The 23807-nt window shown below is 69.5% G+C and carries 22 protein-coding genes; 11 read left to right on the top strand and 11 right to left on the bottom strand.

Annotated features, from left to right (window positions below):
* Window positions 1-4: 4 nt before the first annotated feature.
* Window positions 5-565: a peptide-methionine (S)-S-oxide reductase MsrA gene (gene msrA / locus HWX09_RS21225; protein ID WP_027785256.1), complete on the bottom strand. Its 561-nt coding sequence runs from the start codon at window positions 563-565 to the stop codon at window positions 5-7.
* A 233-nt stretch (window positions 566-798) separates the two neighbouring features.
* Here msrA and HWX09_RS21220 point away from each other — a divergent pair, with 233 nt between their 5' ends.
* The 4 genes from HWX09_RS21220 (at window position 799) to HWX09_RS21205 (ending at window position 3987) form a co-directional block, all read left to right on the top strand.
* On the top strand, window positions 799-1044 hold the full coding sequence (locus tag HWX09_RS21220) for a hypothetical protein (protein WP_155257375.1): 246 nt from the start codon (window positions 799-801) through the stop codon (window positions 1042-1044).
* Window positions 1045-1129: 85 nt separating this feature from the next.
* A complete protein-coding gene (locus tag HWX09_RS21215; protein ID WP_027785257.1) occupies window positions 1130-2536 on the top strand; it encodes a selenium-binding protein SBP56-related protein in 1407 nt (468 codons plus the stop codon).
* Window positions 2533-3198 (top strand): hypothetical protein, encoded by a 666-nt coding sequence (locus tag HWX09_RS21210; protein WP_027785258.1) that lies wholly within the window; start codon window positions 2533-2535, stop codon window positions 3196-3198. Before HWX09_RS21215 ends, HWX09_RS21210 begins: the two co-directional genes overlap by 4 nt.
* A gap of 279 nt (window positions 3199-3477) precedes the next feature.
* Window positions 3478-3987 carry a flavin reductase family protein gene (locus HWX09_RS21205; RefSeq protein ID WP_027785259.1) on the top strand — a complete coding sequence of 170 codons (510 nt, stop codon included), beginning with the start codon at window positions 3478-3480 and terminating at the stop codon, window positions 3985-3987.
* On the opposite strand, the gene HWX09_RS21200 is transcribed toward HWX09_RS21205, so the two are convergent.
* Window positions 3974-4474 carry an Lrp/AsnC family transcriptional regulator gene (locus HWX09_RS21200; protein ID WP_006477992.1) on the bottom strand — a complete coding sequence of 167 codons (501 nt, stop codon included), beginning with the start codon at window positions 4472-4474 and terminating at the stop codon, window positions 3974-3976. The two genes, HWX09_RS21205 and HWX09_RS21200, sit on opposite strands and share 14 nt — an antisense overlap.
* Window positions 4475-4604: 130 nt before the next feature.
* Between HWX09_RS21200 and kynB the strand changes: the two genes are divergently transcribed.
* From kynB to kynA, 3 genes are all read left to right on the top strand, one after another.
* A complete protein-coding gene (gene kynB / locus HWX09_RS21195) occupies window positions 4605-5246 on the top strand; it encodes an arylformamidase (protein WP_027785260.1) in 642 nt (213 codons plus the stop codon).
* Window positions 5247-5276: 30 nt separating this feature from the next.
* On the top strand, window positions 5277-6527 hold the full coding sequence (kynU, locus tag HWX09_RS21190) for a kynureninase (protein WP_027785261.1): 1251 nt from the start codon (window positions 5277-5279) through the stop codon (window positions 6525-6527).
* Between the two features lie 90 nt (window positions 6528-6617).
* A complete protein-coding gene (kynA, locus tag HWX09_RS21185; protein WP_027785262.1) occupies window positions 6618-7550 on the top strand; it encodes a tryptophan 2,3-dioxygenase in 933 nt (310 codons plus the stop codon).
* 20 nt (window positions 7551-7570) lie between these two features.
* On the opposite strand, the gene HWX09_RS21180 is transcribed toward kynA, so the two are convergent.
* The 4 genes from HWX09_RS21180 to mdlC form a co-directional block, all read right to left on the bottom strand.
* Window positions 7571-8977 (bottom strand): MFS transporter, encoded by a 1407-nt coding sequence (locus HWX09_RS21180; RefSeq protein ID WP_027785263.1) that lies wholly within the window; start codon window positions 8975-8977, stop codon window positions 7571-7573.
* Between the two features lie 258 nt (window positions 8978-9235).
* Window positions 9236-10180: a 2-dehydropantoate 2-reductase gene (locus HWX09_RS21175; protein ID WP_027785264.1), complete on the bottom strand. Its 945-nt coding sequence runs from the start codon at window positions 10178-10180 to the stop codon at window positions 9236-9238.
* 14 nt (window positions 10181-10194) lie between these two features.
* Window positions 10195-11646: an aldehyde dehydrogenase family protein gene (locus HWX09_RS21170; RefSeq protein ID WP_027785265.1), complete on the bottom strand. Its 1452-nt coding sequence runs from the start codon at window positions 11644-11646 to the stop codon at window positions 10195-10197.
* 29 nt (window positions 11647-11675) lie between these two features.
* The gene (mdlC, locus tag HWX09_RS21165; protein WP_027785266.1) at window positions 11676-13283 is read right to left on the bottom strand and encodes a benzoylformate decarboxylase; all 1608 of its coding nucleotides are present in this window, start codon (window positions 13281-13283) and stop codon (window positions 11676-11678) included.
* Between the two features lie 97 nt (window positions 13284-13380).
* Here mdlC and HWX09_RS21160 point away from each other — a divergent pair, with 97 nt between their 5' ends.
* From HWX09_RS21160 to HWX09_RS21145, 4 genes are all read left to right on the top strand, one after another.
* The gene (locus tag HWX09_RS21160; RefSeq protein WP_027785267.1) at window positions 13381-14292 is read left to right on the top strand and encodes a LysR family transcriptional regulator; all 912 of its coding nucleotides are present in this window, start codon (window positions 13381-13383) and stop codon (window positions 14290-14292) included.
* A gap of 172 nt (window positions 14293-14464) precedes the next feature.
* Entirely contained in the window at window positions 14465-15859 is a 1395-nt protein-coding gene (dalD, locus tag HWX09_RS21155) for a D-arabinitol 4-dehydrogenase (protein ID WP_027785268.1), read from the top strand.
* A gap of 107 nt (window positions 15860-15966) precedes the next feature.
* On the top strand, window positions 15967-17448 hold the full coding sequence (gene xylB, locus HWX09_RS21150) for a xylulokinase (protein WP_027785269.1): 1482 nt from the start codon (window positions 15967-15969) through the stop codon (window positions 17446-17448).
* Between the two features lie 62 nt (window positions 17449-17510).
* A complete protein-coding gene (locus HWX09_RS21145) occupies window positions 17511-18515 on the top strand; it encodes a sugar-binding transcriptional regulator (RefSeq protein ID WP_027785270.1) in 1005 nt (334 codons plus the stop codon).
* Window positions 18516-18665: 150 nt separating this feature from the next.
* Here the strand turns inward: HWX09_RS21145 and ugpC are convergent, their stop codons facing one another.
* The 5 genes from ugpC to HWX09_RS21120 form a co-directional block, all read right to left on the bottom strand.
* Window positions 18666-19775: a sn-glycerol-3-phosphate ABC transporter ATP-binding protein UgpC gene (gene ugpC, locus HWX09_RS21140; RefSeq protein ID WP_027785271.1), complete on the bottom strand. Its 1110-nt coding sequence runs from the start codon at window positions 19773-19775 to the stop codon at window positions 18666-18668.
* 55 nt (window positions 19776-19830) lie between these two features.
* Window positions 19831-20529 (bottom strand): HAD family phosphatase, encoded by a 699-nt coding sequence (locus HWX09_RS21135; RefSeq protein ID WP_027785272.1) that lies wholly within the window; start codon window positions 20527-20529, stop codon window positions 19831-19833.
* Window positions 20526-21377, bottom strand: a complete 852-nt coding sequence (locus HWX09_RS21130) for a carbohydrate ABC transporter permease (protein ID WP_027785273.1) — start codon at window positions 21375-21377, stop codon at window positions 20526-20528. Before HWX09_RS21130 ends, HWX09_RS21135 begins: the two co-directional genes overlap by 4 nt.
* On the bottom strand, window positions 21374-22321 hold the full coding sequence (locus HWX09_RS21125) for a sugar ABC transporter permease (RefSeq protein WP_027785274.1): 948 nt from the start codon (window positions 22319-22321) through the stop codon (window positions 21374-21376). Before HWX09_RS21125 ends, HWX09_RS21130 begins: the two co-directional genes overlap by 4 nt.
* Before the next feature lie 114 nt (window positions 22322-22435).
* Window positions 22436-23761: a sugar ABC transporter substrate-binding protein gene (locus HWX09_RS21120; protein ID WP_027785275.1), complete on the bottom strand. Its 1326-nt coding sequence runs from the start codon at window positions 23759-23761 to the stop codon at window positions 22436-22438.
* Between the last annotated feature and the right edge of the window lie 46 nt (window positions 23762-23807).

Here is a 23807-nt window from a genome sequence, read left to right as displayed (position 1 = left end):
ACGCTCATGCGCCGCGCAGCGACTTCAGCCGGTGCGAGAACTTCTGCCGGAATTTCGCGAGCTTCGGCCCGATCACGACCGAGCAATAGCCCTGCCCCGGGTTCCGCGCGTAATAGTTCTGGTGATAGTCCTCCGCCGGCCAGTAGTTGCCGTCGAGTGGCACGACCTGCGTGACGATCGGCTGTCCGAACACCTGTTCGTGCTCGAGCGCGCGGATCACGTCGAGCGCCGTGTCGCGCTGCGCATCCGAATGCGTGAACACGACCGACCGGTACTGCGTGCCGACGTCGTTGCCCTGCCGGTTCAACTGGGTCGGATCGTGCGTCGCGAAGAAGATCTCGAGGATCTCGCGATAACCGATGCGCGCCGGATCGAACGTCACGTTGACGACTTCCGCGTGGCCCGTGTCGCCCTCGCAGATGTCGCGATAGCCGGGATTGCGCGTATGGCCGCCCGCGTAACCCGACTGGACGGCCGTCACGCCGTCGACGTCGAGAAACACGGCCTCCGTGCACCAGAAACACCCGCCTCCCAGCGTCGCGGTTTCAAGCATCTCGTTCCCCATGAAATCAGTCCCTCGTGGATGACGGCAGCCGGCACGCAGGCGCCGGCGCCATCGTTTCGCGTCGCCGTCGCGCGCCCCGTGATGCGGGCGGACAACGGCACTGCGTCAAGTATCTCACTCGCGCGCGTACCTGGCGGAGCGGCCAGGCGTCGCGCGCGACCCGCCGCGGATTTCTCGTCTACACTTAGGCACGCGCAAGCGACGGCCAACCCGTCACGCCCGCGCAGCGTCCGATGCATGCCTGCCCCGATGTCAACATCATCTGCCGGAACATCGATATGTACGCCTTAACGGATATCGCCTGCCCCGCGGGCCCGGTCGCCGATACGTCAAGCGCACCATCGCGATGGCGCGTACCCGTTTCACGGTGGACGCCGCGCGGCAGCCCCTTCGCCTTTTCCCGCTTTCACTACCTGGTGCACGGCATCGCGCACGTCGCCGACGCGTGCCTGCGCCTGCCGATCGCTCCGCCGGCGTGATGCGCGCCGCGCGGCAACCGCAGTCCGCACGCCCGCGACGAACGGCCGTGCGTCCACGATCCGACATCATCGAGAGGACATCGCCATGAGCATGCGGCCTGACCCGACGTTTCACGCTTCGCCCGAGCTCGCGATGCAGGCGCCGGCCGAAGCATTCGCGTATACGTTGTTGCTGAGCCCCGATTTTTCCAGACCCGACGCGCTCGCCGTGATCGACGTGAAGCCCGGTTCGCCGACGTACGGCAAGATCGTGCACACGGTGACGATGCCGAACACCGGCGACGAGTTTCACCACTTCGGCTGGAATGCGTGCTCGTCGTCGCTGTCGCCGCTCACCGGCCATGCGTTCCTCGAGCGCCGCTTCCTGATCATCCCCGGCCTGCGCTCGTCGCGCATCTACGTGATCGACACGAAGCCGCATCCGACGCAGGCGCGCATCCACAAGATCATCGAGCCCGACGAGATCTTCGCGAAGACCGGCTATTCGCGGCCGCACACCGTGCATTGCGGCCCCGAGGGCATCTACGTGAGCACGCTCGGCGGCGCGGGCAAGGACGGCACCGACGGCGCGCCCGGCATCTTCATCATGGATTGCGAGACCTTCGACGTGCTCGGCCGCTGGGAGATCGACCGCGGCCCGCAGGACAAGCATTACGACTTCTGGTGGAACCTGCCGCGCGACTACATGGTGTCGAGCGAATGGGCGCTGCCGCCGCAATTCGAGAACGGGATCGTCCCCGAGGATCTGCTCGCGAACAAGTACGGGCACCGGCTGCATTTCTGGGACCTGCGCGCGCGACGCAACGTGCAGACGATCGATCTCGGCGCGCAGCACCAGATGGCGCTCGAGGTGCGGCCCGCGCACGACCCGGTGCGCGAGTACGGGTTCGTCGGCGTCGTGGTCGATACGACCAATCTCGAAGGTTCGATCTGGACCTGGTGGCGCGAAGGCGGCAAGTTCCATGCGAAGAAGACCGCGACGATCCCGGCGGAGCCGGCCTCAGCCGACGAGCTGCCGCCGCTGCTGCAAGGATTCGGCGCGGTGCCGCCGCTCGTGACCGACATCGACCTGTCGCTCGACGACCGGTTCCTGTACGTGTCGTGCTGGGGCACGGGCGAGATGCGCCAGTACGACGTGTCGGATCCGCACAATCCGGTGCTGGCCGGGTCGGTACGCATCGGCGGCATCGCGCGCCGTGCGCCGCATTCGAACGGCCGCACGTTCGCGGGCGGCCCGCAGATGGTCGAGATCAGCCGCGACGGCCGGCGCGTGTACTGGACCAACTCGCTCTATTCGACGTGGGACGACCAGTTCTATCCGGACGGCGTGCCGGCCGCGCAGGTGCTTGCGCACGCGGGGCCCGACGGCGGGCTGACGCTCGCCGACGACTACTGGGTCGAATTCCCCGACGGCTATCGCGCGCACCAGATCCGGCTCGAAGGCGGCGACTGCTCGACCGACTCGTTCTGCTATCCGTCGGTCACGCGTTGAGCGCCGGCCTTCACGCGCCGTTCGCGTTGTGGGCGGCGGTGCTCGCGAGCGGCGTCTATCACGGGCTCAACCCGGCGATGGGCTGGCCGCTCGCGGTGTCGAACGCGCTGATGACGCGCCGCGGCGCCGCGCTCGTCGCCGCGCTCGGCTATCTCGCGCTCGGTCATACGCTCGCCGTCTTCGCGGTGATGCTGCCGTTCGGACTGCTTGCGGCGCTGCTCGCATGGCAGTCGGCGATCCGGATCGGCGCGAGCGCACTCGTGATCGGCTTCGGCGCGGTGCTGCTGATCCGGCGCCGGCATCCGCGGGCGCTCGCGCGGATTGCGCCGGCGCGGCTCGGCCTGTGGTCGTTCGCGGTCGCGCTCGCGCACGGCGCGGGGCTGATGCTCGTGCCGATCTACCTCGGCCTTTGCGGGCTCGACCGGGATGCCGGCCATCGCGCGGCCGCGCTGCTCGTCGATGCGCATCTCGGCATGGCGCTCGTCGTCGCGGCCGTGCACGCGGCCGCGATGATCGCCACCGGCGGCGGACTCGCGTGGCTCGTGTACCGCTATCTCGGGCTGAAGTTCGTGTCGCGCAGCTGGTTCAATCTCGATGCGGTGTGGGCGTCGAGCCTGATCGTGACCGGTGCGTTGTCGCTCGGGCTGGCGGCGGGGCGATAGCACGGGTCGCGATGCCTGCCCGGGCAACCCGGCGCCGGCGTGACCGGCCGCATCGTTGAAAAACGCGACAGAACGGCGCCGCCGGCCGCGCGCCGCAGTGTTCGCTACGTCACCCTGCCGTCGCGCTGCACCGCCCGACCGGGCCCGGCGGCCCCGATTCCGCTAAAATCGGGCCATGCGCATCCCTTCCCCTTCCACCGCCTTGTCGTCTTTCGTCCGCCGCGCCCGTCACACCCGTGTCGCGTCGCGCCCGCCCGTCCCGTTCCGGATGGCTGCCCGATGAGCCACGCCAATCCGCCGGATTTCGACTCGGCCGCCTTCCGGCAGGCGCTCGGCCAGTTCGCGACGGGCGTGACGGTGATCACGACGCAGGCGCCGTCCGGTCAGTTGATCGGCATCACCGCCAGCTCGTTCAATTCGGTTTCGCTCGATCCGCCGCTCGTGCTGTGGAGCCTCGCGCACAAATCGGCGTCGACGCCCGTGTTCCGCGGCAACAGCCATTACGTGGTGAACGTGCTCGCGGCGTCGCAACTGGACCTGTGCAAGCGCTTCTCGACTTACAAGGGCGACCGCTTCGAAGGAATCGCGCATGTGGCCGGCAACTCGGGGATGCCCGTGCTCGACGGCGCGCTCGCGTGGTTCGAATGCCACAACCGCAGCCGATACGACGAAGGCGACCACGTGATCTTCGTCGGCGAAGTGGAACGCTGCGGCGTGCGCGCCATATCGGAAACGGCACCGCCGCTCGTGTTCCACGGCGGCGGCTTCCACGGCCTCACACCGCTTTGATCGCCCCCGTGCGCGCCAGGCCGACCGGCGCGCCGGCTTCGTCCTTCAGCGTCTGCAGCACGATGTTCGAACGGATGTCCATCACGCCGGGCGCCTTGTAGAGGCGGTTCAGCACGAAATCCGAATAGTGCTTGAGGTTGTGCGCGAGCACGCGCAACAGATAGTGGCTCTCGCCCGTCACGACGAACGCGCCGACCACCTCCGGCCATTCGCGCAGCGCTTCCGCGAAGCGCTCGTGCCATTGATTCTCTTCGTTGCGCATCGACACCTGCACGAACGCCTCGAGCTCGAAGCCGAGCTTCTCGCGGCTCAGGCACGCGCGATAGTGCTCGATCACGCCCTGCTCCTCGAGCAGGCGCATGCGGCGCAGGCAGGCGGATGGCGAAAGCGAGATGCGTTCGGCCAGGTCGAGATTGCTGATTCTGCCCTCCTCCTGCAATACCGCCAGGATCCGGCAGTCGGTGGCATCGAGCGTGATCGCGTGCATTTATGGTCCCCGTTTTCCCTCTGATTCGAATTATCTGCCAATCCGGCGGATTGTCCATGTTTATTTCGCAAGCACTTGCTGCGAGCGTCCACCTATCATTCGAAGGATCGACTCACCGATTCGTCATGCCATGGACATACTCTGGGACATCTCGCCGCCTGTCAGCCCCGCCACCCCCGTGTGGCCGGGCGATACGCCGGTTTCCGTCGAACGCGTGTGGCGGATGGAGGCCGGTTCGCCGGTCAACGTCGCGCGCCTGACGCTGTCGCCGCACACGGGCGCGCACTGCGACGCGCCGCTGCACTACGACGCCGACGGCGCACCGATCGGCGCGGTATCGCTCGACACCTATCTCGGCCCGTGCCGCGTGATCCATTGCATCGGCGCATCGCCGGTCGTGCGGCCGGCCGACGTCGCCGCGGCGCTCGACGGCGTGCCGCCGCGCGTGCTGCTGCGCACGTACGAGCGTGCCAGCGTCGAGCAATGGGACAGCCATTTCTGTGCGGTCGCGCCCGACACCGTCGACCTGCTCGCCGCGCACGGCGTGAAGCTGATCGGCATCGACACACCGTCGCTCGACCCGCAGGAATCGAAGACGATGGATGCGCATCACCGCGTGCGCGCGCACCGGATGGCGATCCTCGAAGGGATCGTGCTCGACGACGTGCCGGCCGGCGACTACGAACTGATCGCGCTGCCGCTGAAATTCGCGACGCTCGACGCGAGCCCCGTGCGCGCGGTGCTGCGCGCCCTGCCCGCGCAGGCTTCCTGATTACCCGACCTACGACCCCACATCATGATGATCAAGACCCGTGAAGACGCGCTCGCGCTCGACCGCGACGACCCGCTGGCCCCGCTGCGCGAGCAGTTCTCGCTGCCCGACGGCGTGATCTACCTCGACGGCAACTCGCTCGGCGCGCAACCGCGCGCCTCGGCTGCCCGCGCGCAGCAGGTGATCGGCGCCGAATGGGGCGAAGGCCTGATCCGCAGCTGGAACACGGCCGGCTGGTTTGCGCTGCCGCGCCGCCTCGGCGACAAACTCGCGACGCTGATCGGCGGCGCGCCCGGCGAGACGGTCGTCACCGACACCATCTCGATCAACCTGTTCAAGCTGCTGTCGGCGATGCTGCGCCACCAGGCCGAGCGTGCGCCCGAGCGCCGCGTGATCGTGTCGGAGCGCTCGAACTTCCCGACCGACCTGTACATCGCGCAGGGCTTGATCGAGCAGCTCGGCGGCGACTACGAACTGCGCCTGATCGACGATCCGGCCGACCTGCCCGGCGCGCTCGGCGCGGACACGGCCGTCGCGATGATCACGCACGTGAACTACCGCACCGGCTACATGCACGACATGCCGGCCGTCACGCAGCTCGTGCACGACGCGGGCGCGCTGATGCTGTGGGATCTCGCGCACTCGGCCGGCGCGGTGCCGGTCGACCTGAACGGCGCACGGGCGGACGGCGCGGTCGGCTGCACGTACAAGTACCTGAACGGCGGCCCCGGCTCGCCCGCGTTCGTGTGGGTGCCGCAGCGCCATCTCGCGCATTTCTCGCAGCCGCTGTCGGGCTGGTGGGGCCACCGCGCGCCGTTCGCGATGCAGCCGGGCTTCGCGCCCGATCCGGGCATCGCGCGCTTTCTGTGCGGCACGCAGCCGATCGTGTCGATGTCGATGGTCGAATGCGGCCTCGACGTGTTCCTGCAGACCGACATGCAGACGATCCGCCGCAAGTCGCTCGCGCTGACCGACGCGTTCATCGCGCTCGTCGAAGCGCGCTGCGCCGGCCTGTCGCTGAAGCTCGTCACGCCGCGCGCGCATCACCAGCGCGGCTCGCAGGCGAGCTTCGAGCATCCGCACGGCTACGAAGTGATGCAGGCGCTGATCGCGCGCGGCGTGATCGGCGACTACCGCGAGCCGTACGTGCTGCGCTTCGGCTTCACGCCGCTCTATACGCGCTTCGCCGACGTATGGGATGCGGTCGAGACGCTGCGCGACATCCTCGCCACCGACGCGTGGAAGGCGCCCGAGTTCGCCGAACGCGGTGCGGTGACCTGACCGTTTTTGCGCGGCGCGCCGCGGTTGCATGCGCAGCGCACGCCGCGCGTTCGTCATTCAAATCTGGAGAAAGTCGTGAATTCTGGTCATATGCAGCCCCCTGGCGGCGACGCGCCGGCAGGCTGCCCGTTCTCGGGCGCACGCGCCGCCCAGCCGGCGCAAGCCGCGCACGAAGCGTCGCACGTGCCGGGCGAAGCCGCTGAAGGCGGCTGGCACGACGCGCAGCTCGATTTCTCGAAGTCGATGAGCTACGGCGACTACCTGTCGCTGAATTCGATCCTCGATGCGCAGCATCCGCTGTCGCCCGATCACAACGAGATGCTGTTCATCATCCAGCATCAGACGAGCGAGCTGTGGATGAAACTCGCGCTGTTCGAGCTGCGCGGCGCGCTCGACGCGGTGCGCACCGACGCGCTACCGCCCGCGTTCAAGATGCTCGCGCGCGTGTCGCGCATCCTCGAGCAACTGGTGCAGGCGTGGAACGTGCTGTCGACGATGACGCCGTCCGAATATTCGGCGATGCGGCCGTATCTCGGCCAGTCGTCGGGCTTCCAGTCGTACCAGTATCGCCAGCTCGAATTCCTGCTCGGCAACAAGAACGCGCAGATGCTGCAGCCGCATGCGCACCGGCCCGACATCCTCGAACAGGTGCGCGCGACGCTCGAGGCGCCGTCGTTCTACGACGAGGTCGTGCGCCTGCTCGCACGGCGCGGGTTCGCGATCGCGCCCGGGCGGCTCGATCGCGACTGGACGCAGCCGACGCGTCACGACGAAACGGTCGAAGCCGCGTGGCTCGAGGTCTATCGTCATCCGCAGCAGCACTGGGAGCTGTACGAGATGGCCGAGGAACTGGTCGATCTCGAGGATGCGTTTCGCCAGTGGCGCTTCCGTCACGTGACCACGGTGGAACGCATCATCGGCTTCAAGCAGGGCACCGGCGGCACCAGCGGCGCGCCGTATCTGCGCAAGATGCTCGACGTCGTGCTGTTCCCCGAACTCTGGCACGTGCGCACCACGCTGTAACGCCCGTCACGCGGCCGCAGTCACGACGGCGTGCGAGCGAGTTCCTCCCCTTCGCGCGGCGGCGCATGCGCGCGCGACAGCCGCGGAATGTGCCGCCGCACCGCGAGCAGCGCGACGCATACCACGCCCATCGCGACGGCCAGCATCGTCAGGTACGCACCCGCGCCGCCCGCCGTGATCACGATCGCGCCCGCGAACGCGCTGAGGATCGCGCCGAGCCGGCCGAACGCGAGCGCACTCGCGGTGCCGGTCGCGCGCACGGCCGTGGGGTAGATGTACGCACACAGCGCATACATCGTCGACTGCACTGCATTGACGAACAGCCCGTGCAGGCCGAGCCCGACGATCAGCCAGCCCGTATGGCGGCTCGCATCGACGCCCATCAGCCACACCGCGCTCGCCGCGCCGCCGATGCTGCACAGCGCGAGCGGCCAGCGCGACCCCGCATGCGCGATCGCCCATGCGCACAGCAGCGCGCCGATCACGCCGCCGAGGTTGTACGCGGTGAGTCCCGAGCCCGCGACCGACACGCTCAATCCGCTCGCCGCGAGCATCGTCGGCAGCCAGCTGAACGCCGCGTACACGGCGAGCAGGCACATGAAGAACGCGCACCACAGCGCGATCGTGTCGCGCGCGTGGCCGCTCGCGAACAGCGTGCCGAAGCCGCCGCGGCCGCCGGGCGCGCGGGCGTCCTTCGTATCGGTGAACACGGTACCCGGCGCGACCGGCCGCTGCATCCGCGCGAGCAGCGCGCCGAGTTCCGGCCAGCGTGCGGGGCGCCGCGCGAGATAGCGCGGCGATTCGGGCAGTGCGCGCACGAGCACGAAGCCGAGCACGAGCGGCAACGCACCGCCCGCGAAGAACAGCCCGCGCCAGCCGTAGCGCGGCAGCACCTCGTGCGCGAACAGGCCGGCCAGCATCCCGCCGAGCGGCACGCAGACGATCGTCGCGGTCACCATCATCGTGCGGCGGCGCGCGGGCGTGTATTCGGCGGTCATCGTCGTGGCCGTCGGCAGCGCGCCGCCGATCCCGAGCCCCGCGCAGAAGCGCAGCATCGCGATCGTCGCGACGTCGGGTGCGAAGCCGATCGCGCAGGTCGCGATGCCGAACAGGAACACGCTGCCGATCACGGCCTGGCGGCGCCCGAAGCGGTCCGCGACGATCCCCGCGCACGCGCTGCCGATACCCATCCCGACCAGCCCCGCCGCGACGGCCGGCGCGAACGCGCCGCGCGTGATGCCCCACTCGCGGATCAGCACGGGAATCGCGAATCCGATCAGCTGCCCGTCGAAGCCGTCGAGCACGATCGCGAGCGCGGCGAGCAGCACGACGACGCGCTGCATCGGCGTGAACGGGCCGTCGTCGAGCGTCGTGCCGATGTCGACCGACGGCGGGAGCCGTCCATCCAGTGCGTCGCGCGTGCTCATGCGACCTCCCGGGCGCCGCACGCGGGCGTCGACGTGCGCGAACGGCGCGCGGCAAGACGAGGGTATTCGATGGCTTTCATGGCGTCTCCTGTTGTCCGGGCTGGCGCACACGCGTGCCCGGATCTCGTGGTGCGCAGTCGGCCGGCGCCCATGCATCGGCGCCGGCGTCCTGTCCGACCCTTCACGATCCGACGCCATCGCCTCGCGTGCGCGGCATCCGTATCGTCACGCGGCGCCAGCCGGCCGCCGGCCTGTTGCTCAGTGCGTCCGTGCGTCGATCAGCCGGACGAGCGCGAGCAGCGTCTCGGCATGCGGCGCCGCGACACCCGCTTCGCGCGCGGCCGCGACGACCTTGCCGTTGATCGCGTCGATCTCGGTGCGGCGGCCCGCGAGCACGTCCTGCAGCATCGACGGGCGATGGCCGCGATGTTCGCGGATCGCATGCTCGACGTTGCGCGCGATGCGTTCGCCGTCGACCGCGATGCCCTTCGCGCGCGCGACGGCGGCGGTCTCGGCCGCGATCGCCAGCGCGAGCCGCGGACCGTCGTGATGATGGCCGAGCTGGTCGACGGTGCAGCCCGTCGCCGCGCACAGCGTGTTGAGCGCCGCATTGAACGCGACCTTCTCCCAGATCGCGGCCCATACGTCGGCATCGAGCGTGCACGCGAGCCCCGCGCGCGACAGCGCGTCGGCCACGGCCGTCGCGAACGGGCGCGCCGCGCCGTCGGCCGTCATCATGCGGATCGTGCCGGCGCCGTGCGAGCGCACGTGCGCGGGTCCGGCCGCATCGGCCGGCCACGTCGTCACGCCGACCAGGATGCGCTCGAGCGGCACGAACGCATTCAGCGTCTCGACGTTGCCGAGCCCGTTCTGCAGCGTCAGCACGAACGTGCCCGGCGTCAGCAGCGCGCGCACGCCGTCGAGCGCCGCCCGCGTGTGCAGCGATTTCGTGAAAACGATCAGCAGGTCGAACGGTGTGTCGGGCGCGGCGGCCGCATGCGCATTCGCGGCTTCCGGCCGCACGGCCTGCAGCGTGCGAATGCGCCGTTCGCCGCGATCGTCGTCGATGCGCAGCCCGTCGCGACGGATTGCATCGAGATGCGTATCGTTCACGTCGATCAGCGTGACGGCTTCGCCGCTTTCGGCGAGCCGCCCGCCGAACAGCGAGCCCATCGCGCCCGCTCCCAGAATCGCGATTCTCATCGTCGGCGGCCTCGTCAGAACGGATAGTGGCGCGGCGCCGTCTGCACGGTGATCCAGCGCAGGTCGGTGAACGCGGCGATGCCGGCGTGGCCGCCGAAGTGGCCGAAGCCGCTGTCCTTCACGCCGCCGAACGGCATCTGCGCCTCGTCGTGCACGGTCGGGCCGTTCACGTGACAGATGCCCGATTCGATACGCGCGGCGACACGCAGCGCCCGCGCGACGTCGCGGCTGAACACGGCCGACGCCAGCCCGAACGCGTTGTCGTTCGCGCAGCGGATCGCGGCCTCCTCGCCGTCGACGCGCACGATGCCCTTCACCGGGCCGAACGATTCTTCCGCGTAGAGGCGCATCGCCGGCGTCACGTGGTCGAGCAGCGTGGCGGGAAACAGCGTGCTGTCGGCCTTGCCGCCGCACAGCAGCGTCGCGCCGTGCGCGAGCGCATCGTCGATCAGCGCGTTGCAGCGCTCGACGGCCTTCGCGTCGATCAGCGAACCGAGCACGACGGGCCCGTTGCGCGGGTCGCCCAGCGGCAGCGATGCGGCCTTGTCGACGAGCTTCGCGACGAACGCGTCGGCGATCGACGCATCGACGACGATGCGCTCGGTCGACATGCAGATCTGCCCGGAATTCGCGAATGCGCCGAATGCGGCCGCGGCGACCGCCGCGTCGAGATCGGCGTCGTCGAGCACGACGAACGGCGCCTTGCCGCCGAGTTCCAGCACCGACGGCTTCAGGTGACGCGCGCACGCTTCGGCGACGATCCGCCCGACCCGCGTCGAGCCGGTGAAATTCACGCGGCGCACGGCCGGATGCGCGATCAATGCATCGACGACGGCGCCCGCATCGTCGGGCGCGTTCGTCACGAAGTTGACGACGCCCGGCGGCAGCCCGGCCTCCTGCAGCGCCTCCACGACGAGCCCGTGCGTGACGGGGCACAGTTCCGATCCTTTCAGCACGATCGTGTTGCCGCATGCGAGCGGCAGCGCGAGCGCGCGCGTCGCGAGGATCACCGGCGCATTCCACGGCGCGATGCCAAGCACGACGCCGGCCGGCTGCCGCACGCCCATCGCGAGCGAGCCGGGCACGTCGGACGGGATCAGCTCGCCGCCGACCTGCGTGGTCAGCGACGCGGCCTCGACGAGCCCGCTCGCCGCAAGCCGCACGTTGAAGCCGGCCCACAGCGCGGATGCACCCGTTTCGGCCGCCATCGCGGCGACGAACTGCTCGTGTTTCGCTTCGAGCGCGGCGGCCGCCTTCAGCAGCAAGGCGCGTCGCGCGCCGGGGCCGAGCGCGGCCCATTCGGGAAACGCACGGGCGGCCGCATCGGCCGCCGCGCGCGCATCGTCGACGGTGCCCGCGGGCGCGACCGACGCGATTTCGCCGTCGAGCGGGTTGCGGCGCACGAAGGTCGCGCCGCCGGACGAGTGGCGGCGTTCGCCGCCGATCAGCATCGCTACGGTTTGCATGGAATCTCCGGAAAGACGCGCGCGGCGCGTCAGGCAATCTCGACTTCGACGACGACCGGCGTCGCGGCCCGCAGCGCGTCGGTCAGCGTGTCGCGCAGGCGGCCGGCATCGGCGACGCGCACGCCGCGGCAACCCATCCCTTGCGCGAGCGCGACGAAATCCAGGTCGGGCAGATCGGTGCCCTGCACCGGGTCGCCGGGGCCGAAGCCGAACACGGGCGCGAAATCCTGCAGCGCCGCGTAACGCCGGTTGTTCAGGATCACGAACGTGATCGGCAGTTTCAGCTGCGCGGCGCTCCACAGCGCCTGGATCGAATACAGGCTCGAGCCGTCGCCGATCAGCCCGATCACACGCCGGCCGGGCCGCGCGAGCGCGACGCCGACGGCGGCCGGCATCCCGTAGCCCAGGCCGCCGCTGTCCATCGTGTAGAACGTGCCGCTGCGCGTGAACGGCAGATGCTCCTGCATCACCGACCGCGCGCTCGGCGCCTCCTCGACGACGATGTCGTGCGCGTCGCGCACGTCGGCGAGCGTCTGCAGCGCGAACGCGACCGACATGCGCTCGCCGGCGGCGGGCGGGTCGACACGTACGTGCGGCGGGCGCGGCGCGGGCATCGGCCGCTCGGGCGGCGCGGGCCGCGCCAGCAGGTCGCGCGCGGCGAGCCGCAGATTGCCGACGACCGCATCGCCCAACGGCGTCCAGGCGGCAATGCCCGGATCGTCGACGAGCTGCAAGAGCGTCGCACCCGGCGGCACGTGCGGGCCGAAGCCTTCGATGTGATAGGTGAACGCGGGCGCGCCGAACGCGAATACGAGATCGTGCCCGTCGAGCCGCTCGACGATCTTCTCGCGGATCGCGGGCAGGAAGCCGGCGAACAGCGGATGGTCCTCGGGGAAGCTGCAGCGCCCCGACATCGGCGCGACGTACACGCGCGCACGGTGCCGCTCGGCCAGACGCACGGCCTCGTCCCACGCGCCCGCGCGATCGACGGCCGCGCCGACCACGAATGCGGGGCGCCGCGCGGCGTCGAGCGCGTCGCCGAGCCGCGCGAGCGCGTCGGGATCGGGCCGCACGATGCTGCTGACGTCGCGCCGCGGCAGCCGCTCGGCCGGCTGGTCCCAGTCGTCGACCGGAATCGACACGAACACGGGGCCGCGGGGCTCCTGCATCGCGATGCGGTACGCACGCGCGATCGCGGCCGGCACGTCCTGCGCGCGAGCGGGCTCGATGCTCCATTTCACGTAAGGCTTCGGCAGCTCGGCGGCCTGCGTCGCGCCGAGGAACGGATCGAACGGCAGAATCGCGCGCGCCTGCTGGCCCGCGGTGACGATCAGCGGCGTGCGGTTCTTGAACGCGGTAAAGAGATTGCCCATCGCGTTGCCGACGCCCGCCGCCGAATGCAGATTGACGACCGCCGCATTGCCGGTGGCCTGCGCATGGCCGTCGGCCATTCCGACCACGACGGCTTCGTGCAGGCCGAGCACGTAGCGGAAATCGTCGGGGAAGTCGCGGAACATCGGCAGCTCGGTCGAGCCGGGATTGCCGAACACGCGGTCGATGCCGAACTGGCGGAGCAAGTCGATGACCGCATCGCGAACGGTGATCGATGCGGCGGAAGGGGGCGGGTGACCGGACATGCTCGGCGCTCCTCGATGGCTTGGCGGTTTCCACAGTATCGAAGCGCAAGCCATTCACCGATACTGTATTTTCTGCAAAAAGCCATTACGCTCCGGCATGACTTTCGATCTCCGACAACTGCGCGCGTTCACGACGATCGTCGCGTGCGGCAGCCTCGGCCGCGCGGCCGACGCGCTGCACGTCACGCAGCCGGCGCTGAGCCGGATCCTGAAGCGGCTCGAGGAGCAGGTCGGCGCGCCGTTGTTCGAGCGCCATTCGAAGGGGGTGCAGCTCACCGCATTCGGCGAAGCGCTGCTGCCGCACGCGACGCTGCTGCAGCACGAGGCCGAGCATGCGCGCGAGGAGCTCGACGCGATGCGCGGGTTCGCGAAGGGCACGATCAAGGTCGGCACGGTGGGCAGCATCGCGAGCCTCGTGCTGCCGGTCGCGGTCGGCCGCGTGCTCGACCGCTGGCCGAACCTGCGCGTCGAGATCCTCGAAGGCGTGTGGGACCGGCTCGCGGAAGGGCTGAACAAACACGAGATCGACCTCGCGCTGTCCGCGCACGGGCCCGATACCGACGAGATCGTCGCGATCCCCGAATGCCGCTGGGAAGATCGCAGCCATATCGTTGCGGCGCCGCACCATCCGCTGCGCGCGCTCGGCCGTGCGCCGACGCTCGCCGATACGCTGCACGCACGCTGGGCGCTTCCGCCGCGCGGCACCGCGCCGTTCGACCACATGCGCGCGACCTTCGACGCGCACGGGCTCGCGCTGCCCGACATCGCGGTCGAGACGCGCTCGGTCACGACGCTGAAGAGCCTAGTCGCGCACGCGGGCTTCCTGAGCTGGATGGCCGAGCCAATGGTTGGCGCCGAGCAGCGCGCCGGCACGATCGACACGCTGCCCGTGCGCGAAGTGGTCGCGGTGCGCACGCTCACCGCCTTCCGGCGCCGCCACGGGATCCTGCCGGGGCCGGCCGGCAAGCTGCTCGACGAACTCGTCGCACTCACGCGCGAAGGGCGCTGACGCTTTTCCGCCCGCTCCGTCGCGCCTGCCCTGCCCGCGCACCGCCGCAGCGCACCATCGAAATGCCATTTCCCCGCCTTGACTTTCGCTCGCCCGAATACGATCATTCGCTCACACAAAGAGCAAATGATCGTATTCGGCAGGATAGACAGGCAGGAAAAGGAGACACCGGATGAGTGAATCGCCCTCCGCCCGCACGCCCGTGCTGCTGCACATCGGCGCGGGCTCGTTTCACCGCGCGCATCAGGCGTGGTATCTGCATCGCGTGAACGCGGCCGTGCCGGCCGACGAACGCTGGTCGCTGACCGTCGGCAACATCCGCGACGACATGCGCGCGACGATGGACGCGCTCGCCGCGCAACATGGCGCGTACACACTCGAAACCGTCACGCCGCAAGGCGAGCGCGCCTACGAGACGGTCCGTTCGATCACGCGCGTGCTGCCGTGGTCGATCGATCTCGCCGCGCTGATCGACGCCGGCGCCGATCCGGCCTGCCGGATCGTGTCGTTCACCGTCACCGAAGGCGGCTACTACCTCGACGAACACAACCGGCTCGACCTGGCGAACGCCGATCTCGCAGCCGACCTGCAGGGCGCGCGCACGACCCTGTACGGTGCGCTCGCGGCGCTGCTCGCCGAACGCGTGAAGCGCGGCGCGGGCCCGCTCACGCTGCAAAGCTGCGACAACCTGCGCAACAACGGCGCACGCTTTCGCGCGGGGATGCGCGAATTCCTCGAACGGCGCGGCGAAACGGATCTCATCGCGTGGTTCGATGCGAACGTCGCGACGCCCAGCGCGATGGTCGACCGCATCACGCCGCGCCCGACCGACGACGTGCGCGAGCGCGTGCGCGCGGCCACCGGCATCGACGACGCATGCCCGGTGATGGGCGAAGCGTTCATCCAGTGGGTGATCGAGGACCGCTTCGCGGCCGGCCGGCCGCGCTGGGAACTGGCCGGCGCGGAACTCGTCGACGACGTCCATCCGTACGAGGAAGCGAAGATCCGCATCCTCAACGCGACGCACAGCTGCATTGCATGGGCCGGCACGCTGGCGGGGCTTACGTATATCCACGAAGGCACGCACGACGCCGCGATCCGCCGCTTCGCGCACGACTATGTGACGCAGGACGTGATCCCGTGCCTGACGCCGAGCCCGCTCGATCTCGCGCGCTACCGCGACGTCGTGCTCGAGCGCTTCGGCAACCAGTACGTGCTCGACACGAACCAGCGCGTCGCGGCCGACGGCTTCTCGAAGATCCCCGGCTTCATCGCGCCGACGCTCGTCGAATCGTTCGCGCGCGGCGCCGCGCCGGTCGCCACCGCCGTGCTGCCCGCGCTGTTCCTGCGCTTTCTCCAACGCTGGGCGCGCGGCACGCTGCCGTATGCGTACCAGGACGGCGTGATGGACGAAAGCGCCGCGCGTGCGATCGTCGAAGCCGACGACCCGGTCGTCGCGCTGTGCGCAAGCCGCCCGCTGTGGGGGTCGCTGGCCGGCAACGCGGCGCTGTTCGAGGCGTTGCGCGGCGGGCTTTGGCGCGTCGACGGATGGCTCGCGCAGCGCTGACGCGCGGCGGCCGCCACGCACGAGCGTGCATCCGGGCGAACCAGCCTTGGCAGGTGCCCGGCCGCGCGACTAAAGTAGCGACTCCTCTCTGACGGAACGGATCGCTCATGTATCTCGGCATCGACCTCGGCACCTCGGAAGTGAAGGTGCTGCTGCTCGCCCCGGACGGCGCGGTCGTCGGCACCGCCGGCTCGCCGTTCACGGTGTCGCGGCCGCATCCGCGCTGGGCCGAACAGCATCCGGACGACTGGTGGCAAGGCACGCTCGCCGCGCTCGCGGCACTGCGCGAACGGCACTCCCAGGCGTTCGCGCAGGTGCGCGGCATCGGCCTGTCGGGTCAGATGCACGGCGCGGTGCTGCTCGGCCGCGACGATCGCGTGCTGCGCCCCGCGATCCTGTGGAACGACATGCGCAGCGCCGACGAATGCGCGCTGCTCACCGAACGCGCGCCCGATCTCCACGCGCTGGCCGGCAACCTCGCGATGCCCGGCTTCACCGCGCCGAAACTGCTGTGGGTCGCGAAGCACGAGCCCGACGTGTTCGCGGCGACCGCGTGCGTGCTGATGCCGAAGGACTACCTGCGATTCCGGCTGACCGGCGCGAAGGTGTCGGACCCGTCGGACGCCGCCGGCACGCTATGGCTCGACGTTGCACGCCGCGACTGGTCCGACGCACTGCTCGCCGCGTGCGGGATGACGCGCGAGCAGATGCCGCGCATCGTCGAGGGCAACGCGCCGTCCGGCACGCTGCGCGCGGACATCGCACGCGAGCTCGGGCTGTCGGAGGCCGTCGTGGTCGCGGGCGGCGGCGGCGACAACGCGACGAGCGCACTCGGCATCGGTGCGATCCATGCGGGCGACGGCTTCGTGTCGCTCGGCACGTCCGGGGTGCTGAGCGTAGTCGGCGACCGCTTCATGCCGAATCCCGCATCGGCCGTGCATGCGTTCTGCCATGCGATTCCCGATCGCTGGCAACTGATGAGCGTCGTGCTGTCGGCCGCGAGCTGCCTGCGCTGGGTCTGCAAGCTGACCGGCACCGACGAGCCCGCGCTGCTCGCCGAAGTCGCGGCGCTCGACGCCGACGCGCTCGCGGCAGCGCCGCTGTTCCTGCCCTACCTGTCGGGCGAGCGCACGCCGCACAACGATCCGTACGCGCAGGGCGCGTTCTTCGGGATGACGCACGCGACCGAGCGCGCACACCTCGGCTATGCGGTGCTCGAAGGCGTGACGCTCGGCCTCGCCGACGGCCTCGACGCGCTGCATGCGGCCGGCGTCGAAACCGACCAGTTGTCGCTGATCGGCGGCGGCGCGCGCAGCGCGTTCTGGGCGCAACTGATCGCGGACGCGCTGAACGTGCGCACGCGCCAGATCGGCGGCGGCGAAACGGGCGCGGCGCTCGGCGCGGCGCGGCTCGGCTGGCTCGCCGTCGGCGGCGATCCGCATGCGGTGCTGACCAAGCCGCCGGTGCGCGCCGAATACGCACCGGACGCCGCCCGCCATGCGCGGCTGCGCGAACGCCTCGATGCGTTCCGCGCGCTGTACCGTCACGTGCGGCCGTTGTACGAACCGTCGCGCGCACGGCTCGCGTAGGCGCCGCGCTCGCGCGCGCGGCGGCCGGACGTGCGCGCGACTGCGGTACAGTGGATGCCGTCATGCGGCCCGCCGGCCGGTCCGCGGGGCGGCCCCCAGATCCGAACCGAATCGTTATCGTGTCCAAGTCCTCAGAAAAACTCGATCTCGCCACGCGCGCCGCGTGGCTCTATTACGTCGCGGGCGACACGCAGAACGAAATCGCCGAAAAGCTGCAGGTGTCGCGCCCCGTCGCGCAGCGCCTCGTCGCGTTCGCGGTCGAGAAGAATCTGATCCGTGTGCGCGTCGACCATCAGCTGGCCGACTGTCTCGATCTCGGCGCGCAACTGTCGAAACGCTACGGCCTCGCGATGTGCGAAGTCGTGCCCGTCGACGCCGACGCGCCCGACGCGATCGACCGCAAGCTCGCGGTCGCCGGCGCGCAGGTGATGGAGCGCTACCTGAACGAAACGCGGCCGATGGTGATCGCGGTCAGCAGCGGCCGCACGCTGAAGGCCGCGGTCGCGCAGATCGCGCAGATCGAGCGCCCGCAGCATCGGCTCGTGTCGATGGTCGGCGCGATCGCGGCCGACGGCTCGTCGAACCGCTACGACGTCGCGCAGTACATCTCCGAGAAAACCGGCAGCAAGCATTTCCTGCTGCCCGCGCCGCTGTTCGCCGACAGCGACGCCGAGCGCGCGCAGTGGTGCAATCACCGGCTGTACCGGATCGTCGAGGCGCTGTCAGGCGAGGCCGACGTCGCGTTCGTCGGGATCGGCAACATCGGCCTGCACTGCCCGCTCTACGAAGACGGCTTCATCACCGAACAGGAGCGCGACGAGATGACCGCGCTCGGCGCGGTGGCCGAACTGCTCGGCGTGCCGATCGACGCGCAGGGCACGCAGATCACCGTGTCGACGAGCGCGCGCGTGACGAGCGTCGCGCTCGCCACGCCGCCGAAGCTGCCGACGATCGCGTTCGCGGGCGGCCCGAAGAAACACGACGCGGTGATTGCCGCGCTGCGCGGCGGCTGGCTGTCGGGGCTCGTCACCGACGAAACCTGCGCGCGCGCCGCGCTCGGCGCATGAGTACGGCCTGAGAAGGCGTGCAGCGGGCGACCTTCTCTCCCCTTGGCCGGCGCCGGCGAACGTCCGCGCAATCGGCCTGCACGTGCCCGTCACCGCTTCGGGAAAACGCTCTGCGCAGGCGGCAATCGACCGCCGCCCGCCCCTACCCCGTCACGCAGCCTTCGCGTGCACGCTCAATCGGCGGAACGCCTGCCCGTGCTCGTCGAACAGGTGGCAATGTTCGGCCTGCGCATGCACGCGCAGCACGTCGCCGGTGCGGTACGTGTCGAGCGGCGGAATCCGCGCGATCAGCCCGTCCGGCGCGATGGCCGACTCCGCATACAGATACGCGGCGTCGCCGAGCGACTCGACGGCCATCGTCCGCGCGGCGACGCCGTCCGCCGCTGCATCGACCAGCAGGTGCTCGGGCCGCACGCCGACGGTCACCGCGGCGCCGCGTTGCAGCCCTGCGGCTTCGACCGCGACGCGCTGCGTCTCGCCGCTGTCGAACCGCACGAGCACGCCGCCCGCATCGGCCGATTCGACCGTGCCCTTCAGGAAGTTCATCTTCGGCGAGCCGATGAAGCCCGCGACGAACTGGTTCGCCGGCGCGTGATACAGCGCGTTCGGCGTGCCGACCTGCTGCACCGCGCCGCCCGACAGCACGACGATCTTGTCGGCGAGCGTCATCGCCTCGACCTGGTCGTGCGTCACGTAGATCATCGTCGTCTTCAGCTCGTCGTGCAGCCGCGCGAATTCCAGCCGCATCTTCACGCGCAGCGCGGCGTCGAGGTTCGACAGCGGTTCGTCGAACAGGAACACCTTCGGCTTGCGCGTGATCGCGCGGCCGATCGCGACGCGCTGCCGCTGGCCGCCGGACAGCTGTTTCGGCTTGCGGTCGAGCAGGTGATCGATGTGCAGGATCCTGGCGGCCTGCTTCACGGCCTGGTCGATCTCGGGCTTCTTCGCGCCCGCGAGCTTGAGGCCGAACGCCATGTTGTCGTACAGCGTCATGTGCGGGTACAGCGCATACGACTGGAACACCATCGCGATGCCGCGCTTCGCGCTCGGCACGTCGTTGACCTTCGCGCCGTCGATCAGCAGGTCGCCGTTCGAAATGTCTTCCAGGCCGGCGATCATCCGCATCAGCGTGGATTTGCCGCAGCCGCTCGGCCCGACGAATACGACGAATTCGCCGTCGGCGATGTCGAGGTTCACGTTGCGCAGCACTTCGGTGTCGTCGTAGCGCTTCGCGATGTTGCGCAGGAGCACGCTTGCCATGATCTGTCTCCGTTCGTTCGTGATGCGCCGCCTGATCGGCGGCGCTTGATCGTTGCTAGTTCGGCAGCACCGCGCCCGTCGCCTGCCAGCGCGCGACGTAGCCGGGCAGCTCGTGCATGTCGTCGAATACGTGACGCGCGCCGATGCCGCGCAACGCGTCGATCTGCGCGGCCGACGCGTGCCCGCCGCCGACGAAGCCGAGCACGGTCATGCCGGCCGCGGCCGCGGCGGTGATGCCGGTCACGCTGTCCTCGACGACGAGGCAGTTCGCGGGCGCCGCGCCGAGCGTGCGCGCGGCCGCCAGATACACGTCCGGCGCCGGCTTCGGCCGTGCGACCGAATCCGCGCAGAACAACCGGTCGCCGAAAAAGCGCGCGAGACCGGTGCGCGCGAGCGCCGATTCGACGTACGCGCGATAGCTGTTGCTCGCGCAGGCGGTCGTCAGCTCGATCGCTGCAAGCGCCGCGTCGATGCCGTCGACCATCGGCGCGTTGACGGCCGCCGCCTCGACCGCGCGGCGGATCGCGTCGACGTCGTCGGCCGACAGCGTGCGCCCCACCGCTTCGCTCGCGCCCGCCAGCACGCGCTCGATGCGCAGCCCGAGCAGCGGCATCACGGCCGGCCGCGCATCGACGCCCGGCCAGCGCGCATCGAGTTCGCGCACGATCACGTCGGCGGCCACGGCCTCGCTGTCGATCAGCACGCCGTCGCAGTCGCAGATCAGCACGTTCGTCCCTGCGCTTGGCCCCCTCATTTGACCGCCCCGAACGTGAGCCCCCGCACGAGCTGCTTCTGCGACAGCCAGCCGACGATCAGGATCGGCGCGACCGCGAGCAGCGAAGCCGCGGACAGCTTCGCCCAGAACAACCCTTCGGGACTCGAGTACGACGCGATGAACACGGTCAGCGGCGCGGCGTTCGAGCTCGACAGGTTGATGCTCCAGAACGCCTCGTTCCACGACAGGATCACGAGCAGCAGCGCGGTGGACGCGAGCCCCGGCAGCGCCATCGGCATCAGCAGGTAGACGATCTCCTGCCACGTCGACGCGCCGTCGATGCGCCCGGCTTCGAGGATGTCCTTCGGGATCTCGTTGAAGTACGTGAAGGTCATCCACACCGCGATCGGCAGGTTGATCAGCGTGTAGACGATCACGAGCCCCGACACCGTGTCGAGCAGCCCGGCGTTCTTCCACAGCAGGTAGATCGGCACCAGCACGCCGACCGACGGCATCATCTTCGTCGACAGCATCCACAGCAGCACCTTCTGCGTGCGGTGGTTCGGGAAGAACGCCATCGCGTACGCGGCCGGCACCGCGAACAGCAGCGAGATCACCGTGACGCCGGCCGAGATCAGCACCGAATTCCATGCGAACGCGAAGTAGTTGCTGCGCGCGAACACCTCGCGGAAGCTGTCGAGCGTCGGCATGAAGAACAGCGTCGACGCGTACGCCTGCTGCTCGGTCTTGAACGCGGTGATCGCCATCCAGAAGATCGGGAAGAACAGCAGCAGCGCGATCAGCCACGCGAGCGTGCCGGGCAGCGCGCGCCGCACGAGGTCGAATACGGCCGGCGTGCGCCGGCCTGCGAAGGTCAGGTCGCTCATTTTTCGTATTCCCCCTTCAGGTTGCGCGCGAGCATCCGCACGAGGAAGAACGACACGACGTTCGCGACCACGACGGCGATGATGCCGCCCGCGGATGCGAGGCCGACGTCGAACTGCTGCAGGCCGAGCGCGTAGATCAGGTAAGACAGGTTGGTCGTCGCGTCGCCCGGGCCGCCGCCGGTCGTCGTGTAGATTTCCGCGAAGATCGACAGCAGGAAGATCGTCTCCATCATCACGACCACGGCGATCGCGCGCTTCAGGTGCGGCAGCGTGATGTAGAAGAACATCGCGATCGGGCCGGCGCCATCGATGCGCGCGGCTTCCTTCTGCTCCTGGTCGAGCGACTGGATCGCGGTGAACAGGATCAGGAACGCGAACGGCAGCCACTGCCACGCGACGATGATGATCACGGCGGTCAGCGGGTAATCGGCGAACCAGTCGATCGGCGTCATCCCGAGCGCGCGCATCGCGTTCGCGACGAGCCCGTACACCGGATGCAGGATCATGTTCTTCCAGATCAGCGCGGAGACGGTCGGCATCACGAAGAACGGCGCGATCGCGAGCAGGCGCGCGACGCCCTGCCCGTAGAACTTGCGGTCGAACAGCACGGCCATCAGCACGCCGCCGACCACGGTGATCGCGAGCACCGCGCCGATCAGCACGAGCGTGTGCCAGATCGCGGGCAGGAACGACGGATCGGTCGCGAGGAAACGGTAGTTGTCGAGCCCGGCGAAGCCCTTCACGTCCGGGTTCAGCAGGTTGTAGCGCGAGAACGAATACCAGATCGTCATCGCGAGCGGAATCGACATCCACAGCAGCAGCACCGCGACGGACGGCGACACGAGCCAGCTCGCGCCGCCGCGCGCACGGCGCGGCGCGCCGGGCGGCAACGACGCGTCGCCGACCGACGGCGCGTGACTCAGGGGAAGACGCAGGTGACGCATGATCGGAGTCCCTCCGGTTGATGCGCGGGCGCGAACGGCCTGCCCGCCTGTCGGCTTCGCCGGCCCGCGCCGTGCGCAACGGCGCACGATGCGAGCCGTGCGACGGCTTGCGCGTTACTTCTTGTAGCCGGCCTGCCGCACCGCGCGGTCGGCGGCGGCCTGCCCGGCGGCGAGCGCCTGGTCGACCGACATCTGGCCCGCGACCGCACCCGCGATCGACTGGCCGACCACCGTGCCGAACGACTGGAATTCAGGAATCCCGACGTACTGCACGCCCGTGTACGGCACCTTCTTCAGCGACGGATCGTTCGGGTCGGCCGTCTCGATCGCCTTCAGCACGAAGTCCGAGAACGGCGCGGCGGCCTTGTACTCGGGGCGCTGATACGTCGACGTGCGCGTGCCCGGCGGCACCGACGCCCAGCCCTCGTCCTTGCCGACCATCTCGATGTACTGCTTCGACGTCGCCCACGCGATGAACTTGCGCGCGGCATCCTGCTGCTTCGACGTCTTCGGCACGGCCAGCGCCCACGCCCACAGCCAGTGCGAGCCCTTCGGCGTGGCGGCGACCGGCGCGGCCGCGAAGCCGATCTTGTCGGCCACCTGCGACTGCTGCTTGTTGTAGAGCATCCCGGCCGCGACCGTCGCGTCGATCCACATCGCGCACTTGCCGGACGCGGTCAGCGTCAGGTTCTCGTTGAAGCCGTTCGAGCTCGCTCCCGGCGGGCCGTTCTTCTTCAGCAGGTTCACGTAGAAATTGATCGCCTTCTTCCATTCGGGCGACGTCAGCTGCGCGTTCCAGTTCTCGTCGAACCAGCGCCCGCCGAACGTGTTCACGACCGTCGACACGTACGCCATGTTCTCGCCCCAGCCGGCCTTGCCGCGCAGGCAGATCCCGTAGGTGCCCTTCGACTTGTCGGTGAGCTTGTCCGCGAATTCGGCGATCTGGTCGTAGGTCGGCTGGTCGGGCATCTTCAGCCCCTTCGCCGCGAACAGATCCTTGCGGTAGAACGTCATCGAGCTTTCCACGTAGAACGGCAGCGCGTAGAGCTGGCCGTTGTACGACAGGCTGTCGCGCGCGGTCTTCACGATGTCGTTGAGATCGTAGTCGGCCGGCAGGCCCGTGATCGGCGCGAGCCAGCCGCGCTTGCCCCACTGCGGCGTTTCATAGGTGCCGATCGCCATCACGTCGAACTGGCCGCTGCCGGTCGTGATGTCGGTCGTCGCGCGCTGGCGCAGCACGTTCTCCTCGAGGATCACCCAGTTCAGCTTGATGTCGGGGTTCGCCTTCTCGAACGCCGGCGACAGCTTCTTCAACTCGATCATGTCGGGGTTGTTCAGCGTCGCGATCGTCAGCGTGCCGGCGGACGCCGCGCACGCGGCCGTCGCGAGCGCGGCTCCGGCGAAGCAGCGTGCGGCGGCGTCGAGCATCTTTCGTTGCATGGCATGTCTCCTGTGATTGTTCGAAGTATCGTCGGTTGGTCGTCGG

The organism is Burkholderia sp. BCC1208, from assembly GCF_902833095.1.
Classification (GTDB): domain Bacteria; phylum Pseudomonadota; class Gammaproteobacteria; order Burkholderiales; family Burkholderiaceae; genus Burkholderia.
The sequence above is the reverse complement of the archived record's forward strand: the minus strand, read 5'-3'. Positions and strand labels throughout refer to the sequence as shown.

Bases quoted from the DNA above. Each gene is read 5' to 3' on its own strand.
- msrA (WP_027785256.1), bottom strand. From the start codon at position 565: ATGGGGAACGAGATGCTTGAAACCGCGACGCTGGGAGGCGGGTGTTTC.
- HWX09_RS21220 (WP_155257375.1), top strand. From the start codon at position 799: ATGCATGCCTGCCCCGATGTCAACATCATCTGCCGGAACATCGATATG.
- HWX09_RS21215 (WP_027785257.1), top strand. From the start codon at position 1,130: ATGAGCATGCGGCCTGACCCGACGTTTCACGCTTCGCCCGAGCTCGCG.
- HWX09_RS21205 (WP_027785259.1), top strand. From the start codon at position 3,478: ATGAGCCACGCCAATCCGCCGGATTTCGACTCGGCCGCCTTCCGGCAG.
- HWX09_RS21200 (WP_006477992.1), bottom strand. From the start codon at position 4,474: ATGCACGCGATCACGCTCGATGCCACCGACTGCCGGATCCTGGCGGTA.
- kynB (WP_027785260.1), top strand. From the start codon at position 4,605: ATGGACATACTCTGGGACATCTCGCCGCCTGTCAGCCCCGCCACCCCC.
- kynA (WP_027785262.1), top strand. From the start codon at position 6,618: ATGCAGCCCCCTGGCGGCGACGCGCCGGCAGGCTGCCCGTTCTCGGGC.
- HWX09_RS21180 (WP_027785263.1), bottom strand. From the start codon at position 8,977: ATGAGCACGCGCGACGCACTGGATGGACGGCTCCCGCCGTCGGTCGAC.
- HWX09_RS21175 (WP_027785264.1), bottom strand. From the start codon at position 10,180: ATGAGAATCGCGATTCTGGGAGCGGGCGCGATGGGCTCGCTGTTCGGC.
- HWX09_RS21170 (WP_027785265.1), bottom strand. From the start codon at position 11,646: ATGCAAACCGTAGCGATGCTGATCGGCGGCGAACGCCGCCACTCGTCC.
- mdlC (WP_027785266.1), bottom strand. From the start codon at position 13,283: ATGTCCGGTCACCCGCCCCCTTCCGCCGCATCGATCACCGTTCGCGAT.
- HWX09_RS21160 (WP_027785267.1), top strand. From the start codon at position 13,381: ATGACTTTCGATCTCCGACAACTGCGCGCGTTCACGACGATCGTCGCG.
- dalD (WP_027785268.1), top strand. From the start codon at position 14,465: ATGAGTGAATCGCCCTCCGCCCGCACGCCCGTGCTGCTGCACATCGGC.
- xylB (WP_027785269.1), top strand. From the start codon at position 15,967: ATGTATCTCGGCATCGACCTCGGCACCTCGGAAGTGAAGGTGCTGCTG.
- HWX09_RS21145 (WP_027785270.1), top strand. From the start codon at position 17,511: ATGCGGCCCGCCGGCCGGTCCGCGGGGCGGCCCCCAGATCCGAACCGA.
- ugpC (WP_027785271.1), bottom strand. From the start codon at position 19,775: ATGGCAAGCGTGCTCCTGCGCAACATCGCGAAGCGCTACGACGACACC.
- HWX09_RS21135 (WP_027785272.1), bottom strand. From the start codon at position 20,529: ATGAGGGGGCCAAGCGCAGGGACGAACGTGCTGATCTGCGACTGCGAC.
- HWX09_RS21130 (WP_027785273.1), bottom strand. From the start codon at position 21,377: ATGAGCGACCTGACCTTCGCAGGCCGGCGCACGCCGGCCGTATTCGAC.
- HWX09_RS21125 (WP_027785274.1), bottom strand. From the start codon at position 22,321: ATGCGTCACCTGCGTCTTCCCCTGAGTCACGCGCCGTCGGTCGGCGAC.
- HWX09_RS21120 (WP_027785275.1), bottom strand. From the start codon at position 23,761: ATGCAACGAAAGATGCTCGACGCCGCCGCACGCTGCTTCGCCGGAGCC.